18 protein-coding genes are annotated in these 17,840 nt (G+C 64.1%); 13 read left to right on the top strand and 5 right to left on the bottom strand.

All coding sequences use genetic code 11. The annotated features are described in order from the left end of the window. Positions 1 to 7 precede the first annotated feature (7 nt). Positions 8 to 1,390: a PQQ-like beta-propeller repeat protein gene (locus ACGYLD_RS00810; protein WP_271691666.1), complete on the top strand. Its 1,383-nt coding sequence runs from the start codon at positions 8 to 10 to the stop codon at positions 1,388 to 1,390. Positions 1,391 to 1,450: 60 nt separating this feature from the next. Beyond that, the gene (gene der / locus ACGYLD_RS00815; RefSeq protein ID WP_271691665.1) at positions 1,451 to 2,932 is read left to right on the top strand and encodes a ribosome biogenesis GTPase Der; all 1,482 of its coding nucleotides are present in this window, start codon (positions 1,451 to 1,453) and stop codon (positions 2,930 to 2,932) included. A gap of 6 nt (positions 2,933 to 2,938) precedes the next feature. Here the strand turns inward: der and ACGYLD_RS00820 are convergent, their stop codons facing one another. Together ACGYLD_RS00820 and serS are read right to left on the bottom strand one after the other, a co-directional pair. Continuing rightward, positions 2,939 to 3,655 (bottom strand): hypothetical protein, encoded by a 717-nt coding sequence (locus ACGYLD_RS00820; RefSeq protein ID WP_271691664.1) that lies wholly within the window; start codon positions 3,653 to 3,655, stop codon positions 2,939 to 2,941. A gap of 167 nt (positions 3,656 to 3,822) precedes the next feature. Beyond that, positions 3,823 to 5,115 (bottom strand): serine--tRNA ligase, encoded by a 1,293-nt coding sequence (gene serS / locus ACGYLD_RS00825; RefSeq protein WP_394400627.1) that lies wholly within the window; start codon positions 5,113 to 5,115, stop codon positions 3,823 to 3,825. A 217-nt stretch (positions 5,116 to 5,332) separates the two neighbouring features. On the opposite strand from serS, the gene yajC reads away from it, so the two are divergent. Genes yajC through ACGYLD_RS00875 form a run of 10 tightly spaced genes read left to right on the top strand, consistent with a single transcriptional unit; the run spans position 5,333 to position 12,144 of the window. Further along, complete coding sequence (yajC, locus tag ACGYLD_RS00830) at positions 5,333 to 5,611, top strand: preprotein translocase subunit YajC (RefSeq protein ID WP_067627241.1); 279 nt, start codon at positions 5,333 to 5,335, stop codon at positions 5,609 to 5,611. Positions 5,612 to 5,646: 35 nt separating this feature from the next. Then, positions 5,647 to 7,296, top strand: a complete 1,650-nt coding sequence (gene secD / locus ACGYLD_RS00835) for a protein translocase subunit SecD (RefSeq protein ID WP_271691662.1) — start codon at positions 5,647 to 5,649, stop codon at positions 7,294 to 7,296. 1 nt (position 7,297) lies between these two features. Next, positions 7,298 to 8,266 carry a protein translocase subunit SecF gene (gene secF / locus ACGYLD_RS00840; protein ID WP_271691661.1) on the top strand — a complete coding sequence of 323 codons (969 nt, stop codon included), beginning with the start codon at positions 7,298 to 7,300 and terminating at the stop codon, positions 8,264 to 8,266. Then, positions 8,259 to 9,014 carry a sulfite exporter TauE/SafE family protein gene (locus ACGYLD_RS00845; protein ID WP_271691659.1) on the top strand — a complete coding sequence of 252 codons (756 nt, stop codon included), beginning with the start codon at positions 8,259 to 8,261 and terminating at the stop codon, positions 9,012 to 9,014. Before secF ends, ACGYLD_RS00845 begins: the two co-directional genes overlap by 8 nt. 18 nt (positions 9,015 to 9,032) lie before the next feature. Then, positions 9,033 to 9,386: an Mth938-like domain-containing protein gene (locus tag ACGYLD_RS00850; protein ID WP_067266397.1), complete on the top strand. Its 354-nt coding sequence runs from the start codon at positions 9,033 to 9,035 to the stop codon at positions 9,384 to 9,386. A 19-nt stretch (positions 9,387 to 9,405) separates the two neighbouring features. Continuing rightward, positions 9,406 to 10,017, top strand: coding sequence for a heme ABC exporter ATP-binding protein CcmA (ccmA, locus tag ACGYLD_RS00855; RefSeq protein ID WP_394400633.1), 612 nt, complete (start codon positions 9,406 to 9,408; stop codon positions 10,015 to 10,017). Beyond that, the gene (gene ccmB / locus ACGYLD_RS00860; RefSeq protein WP_394400636.1) at positions 10,014 to 10,670 is read left to right on the top strand and encodes a heme exporter protein CcmB; all 657 of its coding nucleotides are present in this window, start codon (positions 10,014 to 10,016) and stop codon (positions 10,668 to 10,670) included. Before ccmA ends, ccmB begins: the two co-directional genes overlap by 4 nt. A 52-nt stretch (positions 10,671 to 10,722) precedes the next feature. Beyond that, positions 10,723 to 11,457, top strand: coding sequence for a heme ABC transporter permease (locus ACGYLD_RS00865; RefSeq protein ID WP_271691656.1), 735 nt, complete (start codon positions 10,723 to 10,725; stop codon positions 11,455 to 11,457). Next, positions 11,457 to 11,612 (top strand): heme exporter protein CcmD, encoded by a 156-nt coding sequence (gene ccmD / locus ACGYLD_RS00870; protein WP_271691655.1) that lies wholly within the window; start codon positions 11,457 to 11,459, stop codon positions 11,610 to 11,612. The genes ACGYLD_RS00865 and ccmD overlap by 1 nt, the downstream gene beginning before the upstream one ends. Positions 11,613 to 11,625: 13 nt before the next feature. Continuing rightward, positions 11,626 to 12,144 carry a DsbE family thiol:disulfide interchange protein gene (locus tag ACGYLD_RS00875; protein ID WP_394401319.1) on the top strand — a complete coding sequence of 173 codons (519 nt, stop codon included), beginning with the start codon at positions 11,626 to 11,628 and terminating at the stop codon, positions 12,142 to 12,144. Between the two features lie 34 nt (positions 12,145 to 12,178). Here ACGYLD_RS00875 and ACGYLD_RS00880 read toward each other — a convergent pair whose 3' ends face one another. Next, positions 12,179 to 12,991 (bottom strand): hypothetical protein, encoded by an 813-nt coding sequence (locus tag ACGYLD_RS00880; protein WP_271691653.1) that lies wholly within the window; start codon positions 12,989 to 12,991, stop codon positions 12,179 to 12,181. A gap of 143 nt (positions 12,992 to 13,134) precedes the next feature. Then, positions 13,135 to 15,909, bottom strand: a complete 2,775-nt coding sequence (gene acnA / locus ACGYLD_RS00885) for an aconitate hydratase AcnA (RefSeq protein ID WP_271691651.1) — start codon at positions 15,907 to 15,909, stop codon at positions 13,135 to 13,137. Between the two features lie 251 nt (positions 15,910 to 16,160). On the opposite strand from acnA, the gene ACGYLD_RS00890 reads away from it, so the two are divergent. Next, the gene (locus tag ACGYLD_RS00890) at positions 16,161 to 16,883 is read left to right on the top strand and encodes a thioredoxin family protein (protein WP_271691649.1); all 723 of its coding nucleotides are present in this window, start codon (positions 16,161 to 16,163) and stop codon (positions 16,881 to 16,883) included. A 9-nt stretch (positions 16,884 to 16,892) separates the two neighbouring features. Here ACGYLD_RS00890 and ACGYLD_RS00895 read toward each other — a convergent pair whose 3' ends face one another. Continuing rightward, a complete protein-coding gene (locus ACGYLD_RS00895) occupies positions 16,893 to 17,801 on the bottom strand; it encodes a lysophospholipid acyltransferase family protein (protein ID WP_394400641.1) in 909 nt (302 codons plus the stop codon). Positions 17,802 to 17,840 lie beyond the last annotated feature (39 nt).

Here is a 17,840-nt window from a genome sequence, read left to right on the forward strand (position 1 = left end):
CAGGTCCATGACGAAGCATCGCGAAACCGAACCCGGGCAAGCGGGTCTGCGGGGTCTGGGCGTGGCGGGGGCCATCGGTGCCGCGCTGTTGCTGACGGCCTGCGCGGATGAGCAGACTTATCTGCCGGGCAAACGCGAAGACGTGCGCGCGGTGCTGCAAAACCCCGGCGTGCAAGACCCTGCCTTTGACGCCGCCACTGGCCCCGTGCCAGAGAATACCAGCCGCGCCATCGCTCTGGGCGGCACGGTGAACAACGCCAACTGGACCCATAGCATCGGTACCGCCGCGACCCGCATCAGCCATCCCGCGCTGCGCACCGCGTTACAGCCGGTCTGGAGTGCCGATATCGGCGCGGGCGACAGCCGCAAACAACGTATCACCGCCGATCCGGTGGTGGCGGGCGGGCGTGTCTTCACGCTCGACGCCGGGGCGCAGGTCACAGCGACCTCGACCTCGGGCCAAACGCTCTGGACCCGTGACCTCACCCCCGCATCCGACCGCGAAGGCCAAGCCACCGGTGGCGGCCTCGCCGTGGATGGGGAAACGCTCTATGTCTCCGTGGGTTTTGGCGTTCTGGCCGCGCTCGACGTGACGACGGGCGGCGTGCACTGGACCCAAGACCTTGACGCCACCGGTTCGGGCACGCCGACCGTCTCGGGCGATCTGGTCTATCTCACGGCGGGCGACGATACCGGCTGGGCGCTCGACAAAACCGATGGCCGCATCCAGTGGCAGACCGGCGCTGTGACCAGCCTCAGCAACGTTTTGGGCGCGCCTGCGCCCGCCGTCACCAGCGATCTGGCGATCTTTGCCTTCGGCTCAGGCGAGGTGCAGGGGCTGTTCCGCCAAGGCGGGCTTGAGCGGTGGTCGACCTCCGTTCTGGGCAAACGTCCGGGCCGCGCGCTGAGCTTTGTGGGCGATGTGACAAGTGCGCCTGTGGTCTCGAACGGGACCGTCTATGTGGGCAACCATTCGGGCCGTCTGGCCGCGCTGGATGTCAACAGCGGCGACCGCAAATGGGTCGCGCGCGACGGGGCGATCGGTCCGGTCTGGCCTGCGGGCGATTCTGTCTTTGCGGTCACGGACCTGAACGAACTGGTCCGGCTCGACGCCAGCACGGGCCGCCGCATCTGGGGCACGCCGCTGCCGAATTTCGTCAAAGATAAGCCCAAGAAGCAATCCGAAGTGGTGGCCCATTACGGCCCGATCATCGCCGGGGGGCGCGTGATCGTGGCCTCCAACGACGGGGTGCTGCGCAGCTTTGACCCCGTGAGCGGCGGGCTGACCGGCACCACCCAAATCCCCGGCGGGGCGACCACCGCCCCCGTCGTGGCGGGCGGCACGCTCTATGTCGTCTCCACCAAGGGGCAATTGCACGCTTTCCGTTAGGCCGCAAATAGGCTAAGGCGCGTGTCTGAACTGGCCCAACCGGGGCCCGGAGCCTGAATTATGTCCTTTACCCTTGCCATCGTGGGCCGTCCCAATGTCGGGAAATCCACGCTGTTCAACCGCCTTGTCGGCAAACGCCTCGCTCTGGTCGATGACCAGCCCGGCGTGACCCGCGACCTGCGCGAAGGCGCGGCCAAATTGGCCGACCTGCGCTTTACCGTGATCGACACCGCGGGGCTGGAAGAGGTCACCGACGACAGCCTGCAAGGCCGGATGCGCCGCCTGACCGAACGCGCGGTCGATATGGCTGACATCTGCCTGTTTATGATCGACGCCCGCGTCGGCGTGACGCCCTCGGATATGGTTTTTGCCGAGATCCTGCGCAAGAAATCCGCGCATGTGATTCTCGCTGGCAACAAGGGTGAGGGCAAGGCCGCCGATGCTGGCATGATCGAAGCCTATTCGCTGGGTCTGGGCGAGCCTATTCGCATGTCCGCCGAACATGGCGAGGGGCTGACCGATCTTTACACCGCGTTGATGCCGCTGGCCGATGAATATGCCGAACGCGCCACGCAGGACGCGCCTGAGACGGATGTGGATCTGCCCGAGGATGACGCCGATCTTGAGGCCGAATCCGTGCCGATGCCGACCCGCGCCAAGCCTTTGCAGGTCGCCGTGGTGGGCCGCCCCAATGCGGGCAAATCGACGCTGATCAACCAAATTCTGGGTGAGGATCGTTTGCTCACCGGGCCGGAGGCCGGGATCACCCGCGATGCGATCTCTCTGACGACCGAATGGGCCGGGCCGGATGGTGAGCCGGTGCCGATGCGCATCTTCGACACCGCGGGGATGCGCAAAAAGGCCAAGGTTCAGGAGAAGCTCGAAAAACTCAGCGTCAGCGATGGTCTGCGCGCGGTTAAGTTCGCCGAAGTGGTCGTGGTCCTGCTCGACGCCGAGATTCCGTTCGAACAGCAGGATCTGCGCATCGCCGATCTGGCCGAACGCGAAGGCCGCGCGGTGGTTGTCGCCGTGAACAAATGGGACATCGAAGAGAACCGGCAGGAGAAACTGCGCGATCTCAAAGAGAGCTTCGAGCGGCTCTTGCCGCAGTTGCGCGGTGCGCCGCTGATCACCGTGTCGGCCAAGACGGGCAGGGGCCTCGACCGCCTGCAAGCCGCGATCATGCGCGCCTATGAGGTCTGGAACCGCCGGGTGACCACCGCGCAGCTCAACCGTTGGCTCTCGGGCATGATGGAGGCGCATCCGCCCCCCGCGCCGCAGGGCAAGCGCATCAAGCTGCGCTATATGACCCAAGCCAAGACCCGCCCGCCGGGCTTCGTGGTGATGTGCAGCCACCCCGACAAGGTGCCGGACAGCTATACGCGCTATCTGGTCAACGGGTTGCGGTTGGATTTCGACATGCCCGGCACGCCGATCCGTCTGTGGATGCGCGGTCAGTCGGATGCCAACCCCTATAAGAACCGCAAGAAAGCGGCGCCGTCGAAGCTGCGCAAGCACACTGACGGTCGCCGCAAGGACTAAGCGGGCTCAGCCGCGCCGGAACGCCCTGACGGTGGGCAGCGCCACGATGACGCTGCCCCCGAGCGCCAGATAGGCGACCAAGGCCGTCTCGCCCCAATTGGTCACGACCACGCCCACCAGCCCCCAGATCACCGCGATGCCATAGGTCGGTGTCCGCCCCAGAGCGGTCTGGACGATGGTGCCGATTGCGATCGCCAGCCCGACAAAGACCACCGCCGCTGTCTGCTCTTCCAAATAGCCGTATCCTGCGGCCAGAAGCGCCAGCGACACGCAGGAAGCGGCTGAGAGCCAGCCTGCGTAGAGCCCTACCGGGGCGGCGGCCCAGAGCGGGTCTTCGACCGGGGCGAGGAACAGGGCGATGAGGGCGGTGATCAGCATGATCCAGATCAGTATCGCGGCCCAGACCGGGCTCATGGTCGCCACGGCGAGCCATGTGGTCCCCACGGCGAGCGACAGGCAGAGCGGCACGCGCATGTGATGCCACTGCCCATCCCGCGGCGCGCGCAACAGGCCATAGCCAAGGCCCGCGATCAGCCACAGGTAAATCACCCCCCAGATGGAAAAGGCATAGCCCGCAGGCTGCGCGGGCGGGTTGTCCTGCGGAATGGGGAATTGGTTCGGATCAAAGCCCGAAAAGCTGGGAACGAAAAAGGGTGAGATCGCGAAGGCGATGCTGAGCAGCAGGGCAAGCACGGCGATCAGGGTGCGGGAGGATTTGGGCAAGGTCGGCCTCGCGGGATTAGCTGTTGCGGTACAGCTAATCCTAGAGCGCCCGCGCGCCACGGCAACCCAGGGCCAGCGCCTACGCGGTCGCACCGCAAGTGCGCCCAAAATTATCTGGTACGCCCCCCGGCGGGGCGGGGCGGATCGGGCCTAGCGGTGGCTCACCCTTAGGCGAGCACACCTTCCGCCGTGAGGGTCGTCTTGCCCCCCAGATAGGGCGCAAGCGCTTCGGGCAGCTTCACAGAGCCATCCGCCTGCTGGCCATTTTCCAGCACCGCGATCAGGCAACGCCCCACGGCCAGCCCCGAGCCATTCAGCGTATGCACGAACTGCGGCTTGCCGCCGCCCTCGGGTTTGAACCGCGCGTTCATGCGCCGCGCCTGAAAATCGCCGGTGGTCGAGACCGAGGAGATCTCGCGGTAGCAATCCTGCCCCGGCACCCAGGCTTCGATGTCATAGGTCCGCCGCGCGCCGAACCCCATGTCGCCGGTGCAGAGGATCACCGTCCGGTAGGGCACGCCGAGTTTTTCGAGGATGCCCTCGGCGCAACCCACCATGCGCTGCTGTTCGGCGTCGCTCTCATCCGGGTGGGTGATCGAGACCATCTCAACCTTTTCGAACTGGTGTTGGCGCAGCATCCCGGCGGTGTCGCGGCCCGCACTTCCGGCCTCGGAACGGAAGCAGAGGGTATGGGCAGTGAGACGGATCGGCAGAGCGCTTTGCTCCAGCGTGTCGCCGCCCACCGAATAGGTCAGCGGCACTTCGGAGGTCGGCACCAGCCACCAGCCATCCGTGGTCTGATAGCTGTCCTCGCCGAATTTCGGCAGTTTGTCGGTGCCATACATCGCCTCGTCGCGCACCAGCACGGGGGAGTTTACCTCCGTCAGCCCGTTTTCATCCACATGAGTGTCGATCATGAATTGCGCCAGCGCGCGGTGCACCCGCGCCACGGCACCTTTCAGCATGACGAAACGCGCGCCCGAAGTCTTGGCGGCGGTCTCGAAATCCATGCCGGGTTTGACGCCTTTGATCTCGTAATGCTCAACCGGTTTGAAATCGAAGGCGGGCTTCTCACCCCAGTTCTTCACCTCGACATTGTCGTTCTCATCATCGCCTTGAGGCACGTCCTCGGCGGGGTTGTTGGGGATGCGGGCGAGCATGTCGGTCAGCTTCGCGTCCAACTCCTGCGCCTCGGCGTTCATCGCGGCGACTTCGGCCTTTTTGTCGCTGACCAGCGCGCGCAGGCGCTCGAACTCGGCCTCGTCACCACGGCCCTTGGCGGCGCCGACTTCCTTGCTGGCCTTGTTCTGCTCGGCCTTGGCGCTCTCGGCGGCGGCGATCTTGGCGCGGCGCGCGGCATCAAGGGACAGCACCGCCTGCGACATCGCCGCCTCGCCCCGGCGGGCAAGAGCGGCGTCAAAAGCCTCGGGATTGTCGCGGATGGCGCGGATGTCGTGCATGGGTTTGTCCTCAAGATCGGGTGAGTCGGTTTTGCTGCCTTATGCCTTAATGTGCGGTGCGGGGGTAGGGGCCGCAACCATGCGGCGATTGGCCCCGCGCGGGCGGGCAGGCGGCATCGGCTTTCCACCTTGCACCCCGCTGCCACCGCGCATAGGTTCTGGCCAAATTCTCAAGGCCCATTTTGCGGCCCAATACCCATCGAAAAGGACGACCCCCATGGAAGGCATCCAGCAATTCGTGCCGCTGATCCTGATCTTCGCGATCATGTATTTTCTGCTCATCCGCCCGCAGCAGAAGAAGGCGAAGGAACATCAGGCCATGGTGGCCGGTCTGCGTCGGGGCGATCAGGTCGTGACCCAAGGCGGCATCATCGGCAAGGTCTCCAAGGTCAAAGACGACGGTGAGCTTGAGGTGGAAATCGCCGAGGGCGTGAAAATTCGCGTGGTGCAGGCCACCATCGCCACCGTGGTCTCCAAGACCGAACCGGCGAAATAAACCCTACCCCGAGGCCGCAACCCAAAGGCGGAACTATGCTACAGATTGATCTGTGGAAGCGGATTGTCATTGTCCTGACCTGTCTGGCAGGGCTTTGGCTGGCGCTTCCCAATGCCTTTTACGCTCCTGTCGAAAAGCACAATGACGCCGTTGCGGCCATCGAGGTTCAGGGCAGCACGCCCGAACTGGAAGCGCAGCGCGCGCTTTGGCCCGAATGGATGCCCTCGGGGCTGGTCAACCTTGGCCTCGATTTGCGCGGCGGTGCGCATCTGCTGGCCGAGGTGCAACTGGCCGATGTCTATGCCTCGCGCATGGAAGCCCAATGGCCCGAGGTGCGCGACGCCCTGCGCAGCCTGACCCCGGTTCGCCGGCAAGAGGCGCCAGCGGGGGAATTGCGGGTCCGCCTGAACGATCCGTCGAAAATGGCCGAAGCGCTGCAAATTACACGTGATCTGGCCCGCCCCGTCACCACCGTGACCGGCGCAGGCGGCAGCGACATCAACGTAAGCGGGGCCGATGGCATCATCACCATCACCCTGTCGGATGCCGAAAAACAGGCGACCGACGAACGCACCATGCAGCAGAGCCTCGAAATCGTGCGCCGCCGCATTGACGAAGTCGGCACCCGTGAGCCGACGATCCAGCGTCAGGGGGCGGACCGCATCCTGATCCAAGTCCCCGGCATCGGTTCAGCGGCCGAATTGAAAGCCATCATCGGCACCACGGCGCAGCTGACCTTCAACCCGGTGGTCAACCGCGGCTCGAACGAGAACGACAACCCCGGCATCGGCAACGCCATCCTGCCCGCGGCGGATGAAGAAGGCGTCTTCTACACGATTGAGACTGCCCCCGTCGTCACCGGCGAGCAATTGGTCGACGCGCAGCCCAGCTTTGACCAGAACGGCGCGCCTGCCGTGTCTTTCCGTTTTGACACCTCTGGTGCGCGCAAGTTCGGCGATTACACGGCTGAAAACATCGGCTCGCCCTTCGCCATCGTGCTCGACAACGAAGTCATCAGCGCGCCCACCATCCAGAGCCATATTCCCGGCGGGTCGGGCATCATCACCGGGCGCTTCTCGGTCGAGGAAAGCACCAACCTTGCTGTGCTGCTGCGCGCGGGCGCCCTGCCCGCGGGGCTCAGCTTTGTCGAAGAGCGCACCATCGGCCCGGAACTGGGACAAGACAGCATCGACGCAGGCAAGATCGCGACCATGGTCGCCTTCGTCGCCGTGCTGTTATTCATGTGGGCGTCCTACGGGCTGTTCGGCTTTTTTGCCAATATCGCGCTGATCATCAACGTCGGGCTGATCTTTGGCCTTTTGAGCCTGATCGGGGCCACGTTGACGCTGCCGGGCATCGCCGGGATCGTGCTGACCGTCGGCATGGCGGTCGACGCAAATGTGCTGATCTTCGAGCGTATCCGCGAGGAGCAACGCAATGCCAAAGGCGCTGCGCGGGCGATCTCACTGGGGTATGAGCGCGCGCTCAGCGCCATTCTGGATGCCAATATCACGACTTTCATCGTGGCGGTCATCCTCTTCGCTCTCGGCTCTGGTCCGGTGCGCGGCTTTGCCGTCACGCTGGGCCTGGGCATCGTCACATCGGTTTTCACCGCCTATTTCGTCACCCGCTTGCTGGTGGTGATCTGGTTTGAACGCCGCCGTCCCAAGACAATCGAGGTTTGACATGCGACTGAAGCTGGTACCCGACAATACGAACTTCGATTTCTTCGGCTACGCCAAGATCACCTTCGGCGCCTCCGTGGTGTTGATGGTCCTGTCCCTGATTGCTTGGGGCGTGATGGGGCTGAACTTTGGCATCGACTTCCGCGGCGGCACCACGCTGCGGACCGAAAGCACCCAAGCCGTCGACGTGGGCGAATACCGCGATGCACTGGCCCCGCTGGAGCTGGGCGACGTGACCATCTCTGAGGTCTTCGACCCCGGTTTCGGCGCGGACCGCCATGTGGCGATGATCCGCGTGCAGGCCCAAGAAGGGCAGCAGGCGGCGACCACCGACACGATCGAAACCATCGAAGCGGCACTCCAAAGCGTCTCCCCCGATATCAAGTTCACCTCCGTCGAATCCGTGGGCCCCAAAGTCTCGGGCGAGCTGATCCAGACCGCTTTCCTTGCCGTGGGCGGGGCGCTGGCGGCGATCCTGATCTACATCTGGTTGCGCTTCGAATGGCAATTCTCGGTCGGCGCGGTGGTGGCGCTGTTCCACGACGTGGTGCTGACCATCGGTTTGTTCTCGCTCCTGCAGATCCGTTTCGACCTGCCGGTCGTGGCGGCGATCCTGACCATCATCGGCTATTCGATCAACGACACCGTGGTGATCTTTGACCGCCTGCGGGAGAACCTGCGCAAATACAAAAAGCGTCCTCTGCGCGATGTGATGAACCTCAGCGTGAACGAGACGCTGAGCCGTACGCTGATGACCTCGGGCACCACGCTGCTGGCACTGATCGCGCTGCTGATCTTGGGCGGCGATGTGATCCGGGCCTTCGTCTTTGCCATCACATGGGGCGTGATCGTGGGCACCTATTCTTCGGTCTATGTGGCCAAGAACGTGGTGCTCTACCTTGGCGTGAAGCGCGACTGGTCCAAGCCCGACGCGGGCGCGGGCACGCAATTCGCCAATATTGATGCCTGACCTGCTGGCGCAGGCCATCGCCACCCCCGGGGTGGCATGGCTTGCGCTGGCCGTGATCGTGGCGGGGCTGGTGCGCGGCTTTGCCGGTTTCGGTTCCGCCATGATCATCATGCCCGTCGCGGCCTCTGTCCTGTCTCCGGTCGAAGCGATTCTTTTCCTCACCGCTGCCGAGGTGATCGGCCCCCTGCCAAACCTCCCCGATGCCCTGCGCGAAGGCGCGCCGCGTGAAGTGGGGCGGCTGCTGCTCGGCGTGCTGATCGGGCTGCCGCTGGGCCTATGGGGGCTGTCGCTGATCTCACCCGAAGGGTTCGGCTGGATCGTCTCGGGCGTGGTGCTGGGCTTGCTGGTGCTGCTACTCGCGGGCTGGCGCTATCACGGGCCGCTTGGCGCGAAGCTGGTGACGGCCACCGGCGCTCTGGGTGGCTTTATGACCGGTTTCGCGGGCATCGCCGGGCCGCCGGTGATCCTGCTCTATATGGCGAGCCGCAGGCCCGCTGCGGTGATCCGGGCGAATTTCCTGCTCTATCTTCTGGGGCTCGACCTGATGCTTTTTGCCATGCTCGCGGCGACGGGGCAGGTGGTCTGGCCGGTGCTGTGGCTGGGCCTCTTGGCCGGGGTGCCGAATGTCATCGCCAATATCATCGGGGCGCGGCTATTTGACCCAAAGCGAGAGCGGCTTTTTCGCGCGGTGGCCTATATCGTCATCGCCGCATCGGCTATCCTTGGCCTGCCGCTGTGGAATATCTGAGCCTGAGAGGGACATGACATGCGATTGAACGAGATCACCTATACCGATGCCAAACCGATCGACGGCTACGGCCCCGGCTTCTTCCGCATCGATGGCGAGGTCGTGGAGGGCGCGCAGGTGATCGGCCCGGAGGGCATCACCGGCTGGGGCGGGCTGGCCGATCCCGCGCCGGTGCTGGCGCTGGCAGGCAAGGTCGACGTGGTCTTTCTCGGCACCGGGTCGGAGGTGGCGCATATCCCCGATGACCTGCGTGAGACCTTGGAAGAGGCCGGGCTGGGGGTCGAAGTCATGTCCTCCCCCGCCGCTTGCCGCACCTACAACATTCTGCTGAGCGAGGGGCGGCGCATCGCGCTGGCTCTCTTGCCGGTCTAAGGGCGGAGCGGCGCGGCCAGTGCAAGTCAGTAACCTTAGCGTCGCACGCGGCGGGGTGCCCGTGCTTTTGGGCCTGTCCTTCGCGCTGGCGGCGGGGGAGGCTTTGGTGCTGCGCGGCCCGAACGGGGCCGGGAAGACGACGCTGCTGCGCTGTATCGCCGGGCTGCAAGCGCCGCTCACAGGGCAGATTGAGGGGGCGGAGGACCGTGTCGCCTATGCCGCCCATGCGGATGGGCTGAAATCCATGCTGACCGTGCGCGAGAACCTGAGCTTTTGGGCGCAGGTCTTTGGCAACACTGACATTTCCGCAGCACTTGATGGCTATGCGTTGCGCCCTTTGGCTGACCGTTTGGCTGCGACCCTTTCCGCCGGGCAAAAGCGCCGTTTGGGCTTGGCGCGGCTCTTGGTGACGGGGCGGCCGATCTGGGTCTTGGATGAGCCGACGGTCTCGCTCGACGCGGATGCGGTGGCGCTGTTCGGTGCTGTCCTGCGCGGGCATTTGGCGTCGGGCGGATCGGCCCTCATGGCCACGCATATCGATCTGGGGGTTGAGGCGCGGATGCTCGACATCAGCGCCTATCGCGCGGCCCCCGATGCCGATCTTGGCGCAAGCGATGCGGCCTTCCTATGAAGGCGTTGCTGCTGCGAGACTTGCGTTTAGCGCTCCGGGCGGGCGGGGGCTTTGGCCTTGGTTTGGCGTTCTTTCTGATCGTGACGATGCTGGTGCCCTTCAGCGTCGGGCCAGAGGCCACGCTGCTGCGCGCGATTGCGCCCGGTGTGCTTTGGCTCGGCGCGCTGCTGGCCTGCCTTCTGTCGCTCGACCGGCTGCTGGCGCTCGATCTCGAAGACGGCTCGTTGGAACTGCTGTTGACCGCTCCGCTGCCGTTGGAGGGGGCGCTGGCGATCAAGGCTTTGGCGCATTGGCTGACCACGGGGCTGCCGCTGGTGCTGGCGGCGCCCTTTTTGGGCGTGTTGCTGCAACTCGCGGCCCCGGGGCATCTGTGGCTGCTGGTCTCGCTGGCGCTTGGCACGCCGGCGCTGTCGGTGATCGGCATGTTCGGCGCGGCGCTGACGGTGGGGATCAAACGCGGCGGGTTGCTGCTGTCGCTGCTGGTGCTGCCGCTCTATATCCCGACGCTGATTTTCGGGGCCGAAGTCGCCCGGCGCGGGGCGGCGGGCTTGGAGGCCACGACGCCGCTTTTGATGCTGGCGGGGCTGACGTTGGCCGTGGTGGCCTTGATGCCATTTGCCGCAGCCGCCGTGCTACGGATGGGGTTGCGATGACCCCAACAAATCGTGCATTGAGCACCACCCAACCGCGCGATAGGTAGTCTGCATGTCCCTTTGGCAATACGCAAACCCGGTCAAATTCCTTGCGCTTTCGCAGCGCGTGCAGCCTGCGCTTTGGGTGCTGGCGGCGGCTTTTGTGAGTGTAGGCTTGCTTTGGGGGTTCTTCGGCACTCCCGATGACGCGCGACAGGGCAGCACAGTCAAGATCATCTATCTGCATGTGCCCGCCGCCCTGATGGCGATCAATGCGTGGTTCATGATGCTCGTGGCCTCGCTCATCTGGCTGATCCGCCGCCATCACGTCAGCGCACTGGCGGCCAAGGCCGCGGCCCCCGTAGGGCTTGTGATGACGCTAATTGCGCTGGTGACAGGCGCGATCTGGGGCCAGCCGATGTGGGGCACATGGTGGGCCTGGGACCCGCGGCTGACGTCTTTCCTGATCCTGTTCCTGTTCTATCTTGGCTATATTGCGCTGTGGCAGGCGGTCGAAGACCCCGATACCGCCGCCGATCTCACTTCGGTGCTCTGCCTCGTAGGCTCGGTCTTTGCGGTGCTGTCGCGCTATGCGGTGCAGTTCTGGAACCAAGGGCTGCATCAGGGCACCTCGATCCCCGTGGCCACGGGCAACCGCAGCGTGGCGGATGTGTTTTTCTATCCTTTGGTGCTGGCGATGATCGGCTTTGGCCTGCTGTTTCTGGCGCTGGTGGTCTACCGCACGGGCACCGAAATTCGCCTGCGCCGCACGGCGGCGCTGCGGGCGCGGATGAACAGGGGGGCGTGATGCCAGAGCTTGGGAAATACGCAGCCGAGGTGCTGTCGGCCTATGCCGTATCGCTGCTGTTGCTGGCGGCGCTGATCGGTTTGACCCTGTGGCGTGGCCGCGCGGCGCGCCGCGCGTTGGAAGAGACAGAGCAGGAGGCCGGACGCCGTGGCTAAACTCTCGCCCATGATGATCGCGCCGCCGGTGATCTTTGCCGCCTTCGTGGCACTGGCCGCCGTCGGCATGTACCGCGATGACCCCGAGGGGCTGCCTTCGACGCTGGTGGGCCAACAGGCCCCCGCCATGCCGGAGGCCATGCTGCCCGGCTATCCGCAGGCGACGGACGACATGCTGCGAGGAGGGCAAGTGAGCTTGGTGAACTTCTGGGCCAGCTGGTGCCCGCCTTGCCGGGCCGAACACCCCAAACTGCTTGAGATGCAGGCCGAGGGGATGAACATCATCGGCATCAATTTCAAGGATACCGAGAAGAACGCGACCGCCTATCTCGAAGACGAAGAAAGCCCCTTTGCCGGGGTCGGTTTCGACCCGCAGGGGCGTGTGGCAATCGACTGGGGCGTGACCGCCCCGCCGGAGACTTTCATCGTCGACGGGGACGGCACGGTGTTGTTCCGCTTTGCCGGGCCGCTGGTGGGCAGCGATTACGAACAGCGGTTCCTCCCGGCGCTGCGGGATGCAATCACCCGCTGATTTCGGCTGCGCGGTCGATCAGACGCCTTCGGGATCAGTGCGAATAAGGCCGCGCCCATTCCCTCAGGTGCGCGATGAACTGCGCGTTGGTTAACTGGTCCAAGCTTCCTTCGGACGCAGAGAACCCGGGCAGCGGCTCAAGCGCGATGCGCAGGCGGCGAATCTGTTCGGGATAGGGGGCGACCCGCTCGGCCAGTTCCACCATTCCTGCGGGCACCCGGCGGGCGGGGTGTTCGGCGCTGTAGTAAAGCGCGAATTGCATCGCATTGAGGTTCGACACCAGATCGGCGAGGGCGGGCATAATGATCGTGTTCATCTCATCGCTGTCCGCCGCGAACATCGACGCCTTGCTCAAAAGCCCCCGCGCTTGCGCGACGGTGGTGGTGGTCGACAGCACGAAGCTGACCGAGAGGGTCAGGATTACCATACCGTTGACCCCGACGAGCACCGACATCACCTGCCAGAAGGCGCCTTGCGTTTGCAGCGGCCCGCCCCCGAGGGTGGAAAGCAGATGGCCGACAAAGGCGGAATCGCGGATGAAACCCGCAGGCTGCGTGCTGTCAGACATCACCACCGCGTAGCGGCTGAGTTGAAACACCAAGGTCCATCCGAGAGAGACGAGCAGGATCCACGTCGCCGCGATGGCCGTCATCACCACCGGACCTGAGAGGCGATGGCGCGTATCTCCCTTTGGCATCACCTTGGAAAAGAGGAAGAAGGCTGCCCGTGCCACCCGTTCCGACAGGGGGGCCACAGGGGCCGCGCCAATCGCGGTATAGAGAAAATCCAGCAGCACGATAACAAGGATCACCGCGCCCAAAGCGCCTAGTGCGTAACCTGCTAACATTGCTGTGCCTTCCTCGAACGCGATCGTCTTATGAAGGCAACCCATGATGGGCGGGCAGGTTCCCGCGCAGCAGCGCGCGGTAACTGAAAAGGAGCGACCCGATGGGGCCGCTCCTTGACTTGTTTCGCGGTTGCGATTGGCGCTTAGGCCGATTTCGCCAAGTTGCGCAGCACGTAGTGCAGCACGCCGCCGTGCTCGATGTACTCGATCTCAATCGCGGTATCGATGCGGCACTTCAGAGTAATCTCTTTGGTGCTGCCGTCCGCCATGGTGATCTCGCAGGGCACTTCCTGCAACGGCTTGATCGTGTCCAGCCCTTCGATGGAGACGGTCTCATCCCCGGTGAGGCCCAGCGATTTGCGTGTGTCGCCGCCGGTGAACTCAAACGGGATGACGCCCATGCCGACGAGGTTGGAGCGGTGGATACGCTCAAAGCTCTCGGCGATCACGGCCTTCACACCCAGCAGAGCGGTGCCCTTCGCGGCCCAGTCACGCGAGGAGCCCGCGCCATACTGCTCACCACCGAAGATAACCAGCGGAGTGCCGTTCTCCTGATGCGCCATGGCGGCATCGAAGATCGAAGTCTGCTCGCCATCGGGGCCTTTGGTGTAGCCGCCTTCGACGCCATCCAGCATCTCGTTCTTGATGCGGATGTTGGCGAAGGTGCCGCGCATCATGACCTCGTGGTTACCACGACGCGAACCGTAGGAGTTGAACTCACGCACCGGCACCTGACGTTCGGTCAGATACTGGCCCGCAGGCGTGGTCTCCTTGAAGGAACCGGCAGGCGAGATGTGGTCGGTGGTGATCATGTCACCCAGCACCGCCAGCACTTTCGCGCCTTCGATGTTCGAGATGGTGCCCGGCTCAGGCGACATGCCTTGGAAGTAGGGCGGGTTCTGAACATAGGTCGACTGCGGCGGCCAATCGTAGGTCTTGCTGTCGGTGGTCTCGACCGCCTGCCACTTCTCGTCGCCCTTGAAGACATCGGCGTATTTCTCTTGGAAGGCTTCGCGCGTCACGGTCTGTTCGACCAGTTCGGCGACTTCCTGCGTCGAGGGCCAGATGTCTTTCAGGTAGACGTCATTGCCGTTCTTATCCTGACCCAGCGGGCTGTTGGTCAGGTCGTGGTTCATGTCACCCACCAGCGCATAGGCCACCACGAGGGGCGGGGAGGCGAGGTAGTTGGCGCGCACGTCGGGGCTGATGCGGCCCTCGAAGTTGCGGTTGCCCGAGAGCACGGAGGTGCCGATCAGGTCATAGTCGTTGATCGCCTTGCTGATCGGCGCTTCCAGCGGGCCGGAGTTGCCGATGCAGGTGGTGCAGCCGTAGCCCACGAGGTTGAAGCCGATGGCGTCCAGATCGTCTTGCAGGCCCGCGGCCTCAAGGTAATGCGACACAACCTGCGAGCCCGGTGCCAGCGATGTCTTGACCCAAGGCTTGCGCGTCAGGCCCAGCTCACGCGCCTTGCGCGCCACGAGGCCCGCGCCGATCATGACATAGGGGTTTGAGGTGTTGGTGCAGGAGGTGATCGAGGCGATCACGATGGAGCCGTCATGCAGCTGGTAATGGCCGTCGTCGGTCATCACATAGCCGCGGTTGTGGTGGCCCTCGTCACCGGGGATTTCCTGCGGCTCGGGCTGGCCGCCTTCGCCTTCCCAACGGATTTCGGAGTTCGCGGAGGTGTCTTTGCCTTCGCGGATGCCTTTGACGTATTCGGCGAAAGCGGTGTGCGCCTTGTCGAGTGCGATGTAGTCCTGCGGACGCTTGGGGCCCGAGATCGCGGGCACGATGGTGCCCATGTCGAGGCTCAGCGTGTCGGTGTAGACCGGCGCGTAATCCGCATCGCGCCACATGCCGTTTTCCTGCGCATAGGCTTTGACCAGCGCCACGCGGTCCTTGTCGCGGCCGGTGTTGGTCAGGTAGCGCAGGGTCTCGTCGTCGATCGGGAAGAAGCCACAGGTCGCGCCGTACTCAGGCGCCATGTTGGCGATGGTCGCGCGGTCCGCCAGCGGCAGGTGGTCAAGGCCGTCACCGTAGAATTCCACGAATTTGCCGACCACGCCTTTTTCGCGCAGCATCTCGACCACTTTCAGCACGAGGTCCGTGCCGGTGGTGCCTTCCATCATGCGGCCCGTCAGCTCGAAGCCCACGACCTCGGGGATCAGCATGGAGATCGGCTGGCCCAGCATCGCGGCCTCGGCCTCGATCCCGCCAACGCCCCAGCCCAGAACGGCAGCGCCGTTGACCATGGTGGTGTGGCTGTCGGTGCCGACGAGCGTGTCGGGGTAGGCCACTTCTTCGCCGTTTTGGTCCTTGTCGGTCCAGACGGTTTGGCTCAGATACTCAAGGTTTACCTGGTGGCAGATGCCGGTGCCGGGGGGCACAACGCGGAAGTTGTTAAACGCCTTTTGGCCCCACTTGAGGAAGGTGTAACGTTCGATGTTACGCTCATACTCGCGGTCCACGTTCATCTGGAAGGCGCGCGGGTTGCCAAATTCGTCGATCATGACGGAATGGTCGATCACAAGGTCGACGGGGTTCAGCGGGTTGATCTTGTCGGCATCGCCACCGAGCGCTACCAGACCGTCGCGCATCGCGGCAAGGTCGACGACCGCAGGCACGCCGGTAAAATCCTGCATCAGAACGCGCGCAGGGCGGTAGGCAATCTCACGGGGGTTCTTGCCGCCTTTGGTCGCCCATTCGGCGAAAGCCTTAATGTCATCTTGGGTGACGGTCTTGCCGTCCTCAAAACGCAGCATGTTTTCCAGAACGACTTTCAACGCCGCTGGCAATTTCGAGAAATCGCCCAAACCGGCCGCTTCGGCGGCGGGGATGGAGTAATAGGCGACGTTCTGGCTGCCAACGGAGAGGGTTTTCCGTGTCTTGGCACTGTCGTGACCGACTTGGATTGTCATGGCGGGCTCCCTTCGGGGTCTGATGGGTGGCTAGATTGCCGTCTCAATGCCACTACGGGCGCGGCGGTTCAACTGTTATCAGGCGGTTTCGCGCGATTTTGTATACCATTGTGTACCGAATTTGAAGGGGGCATCTTGCGCATTTCAGGCTGTGGGCGCTAACGGCCGTTTCAACAAAGGTTGATTGGTATTTTACCCTCCCAGCCGTTAGACCAAACCCATCACCGCGATATTGATCCGTCTGGAATTTTATGAAGCCCCTGATTTTTCCCGTCCTTGCCGCATTTTCGCTGCTGGCCGAGCCCTTGCAGGCTCAGCAGGAGCAGCCTGTGGTGGTCGAACTCTTTACCTCTCAGGGCTGTTCCTCTTGCCCCGATGCCGATGCGATGCTCGCCGAATTGGCCGAGCGGGAGGATATCATCGCGCTCGCGCTGCATGTGGATTACTGGGATTACATCGGCTGGGAGGATCCCTTTGGCGATCCGGCCCATGCCGAGCGTCAGCGCGGCTATGCCGCTGTCGGCGGGCGGCGCAGCGTTTATACGCCTGAGCTGATCGTGCAGGGGCAGACCGATATCGTCGGCGCGAAACCGATGAAACTGATGGACGCGGTCGAACGTCACGCAGAGGCCGCGCCGCAGGTGGCGCTGACGGTGGCGCTGACGGTCGCGCGGTCAGGTGCAGCGGTTGAGATCACGGCAGAACCTTTGGCCAAAGGCGTGGGGCCGATGCAGGTCCACATGCTGCGCTACTCCCCGATGGAGCGGACCAAGGTCACCCGGGGTGAAAACGCGGGCCATGTCATGGAGCACAGCAATGTGGTGCAGGGCTGGCAGGTCTTGACGGAGTGGGACGGGGCCGCGCCGCTGTCACTGCGTGCCGATGCTGAGGGCGATCTGCCCGTCGTGGTCATCGTTCAGCGCAAAGAGCAGGGCGGCCCAGGGGCGATCCTTGCCGCCGCGCGAGCCAAGTAAGGCGCGCCGTTAGGTTTCGTGGGGCCGCCAGCGGCGGTGCACCCAGAACCACTGTTCCGGCGTCTTGGTGACATGCGCGGTCAGACTGTCGTTCAGCGCCTGCGTCATGGTCATCGGATCGCTATGCGGCACCGGCGCTTCGAGCACCACGTCAAAGCTGACGCCATCGTCCTGACGAATGCCGTAAAAGGGGATCAGCAACGCGTCATAGCGCAGCGCCAATTCCGCCGCCGAGATGGCGGTGCGGGCAGGCTTGCCGATAAAGTCGAGGATCGGCGCGCGGATGACATGTTGGTCGAACAGCAGCACCAGCCGACCGCCCTGTTTCAGATGCCGCACGAAGCCCGCCGTGCCGCGCCGCCCTTGGGGGAACACCGGCCCGCCGAAAGCTTCGAGCGTCTTGACGTAATGCGCGTTGAAATAGGGGTTCTTCATCTTGCGGTAGAGCCCGCCGATATCATAGCCCCGCGCCACGAGGGAGGCCCGCGCCGCTTCGTAATTGCCGTAATGCCCGGTCACGAGGATCACCGGCTGGCCCGTGCGGTTGGCCTCTTCCAGCGCGGCCATGCCCGGCCCCTGTGGGGCGATCTCGGCCATGCGTTTGGGAAAGTCCTCGGCGGAATAATTCTCGATAAAAGACCGCCCGAGATTGTTGAGGCAGCGGGTGGCAATTTCCTCACGACGGGCAAGCGGCATCTCGGGCCAGACATGCTCAAGATTGTCCAGCGCCCGGCGGCGGTAGCCCGCGAGCGGGGCCAGAATATGCTGCACCAATCCGCCGACAAAGCCGACCCGCGTCTTATAGGGCAGGGCCAAAGCCGTGCGGATGATGCCGACGATCAGCAGGTTGCTTAGGTAATGCCGGGCCCGGCGACCGAAGGGATAAGGCTTTTTGGCTTTGGTGGCTGGGTCCGACATGGGCTCTGACAGGCTGTTAAACTTTTCCTGACATAGCCT

Source organism: Sulfitobacter sp. 1A12056 (assembly GCF_043558125.1).
Classification (GTDB): Bacteria; Pseudomonadota; Alphaproteobacteria; order Rhodobacterales; family Rhodobacteraceae; genus Sulfitobacter; species Sulfitobacter faviae.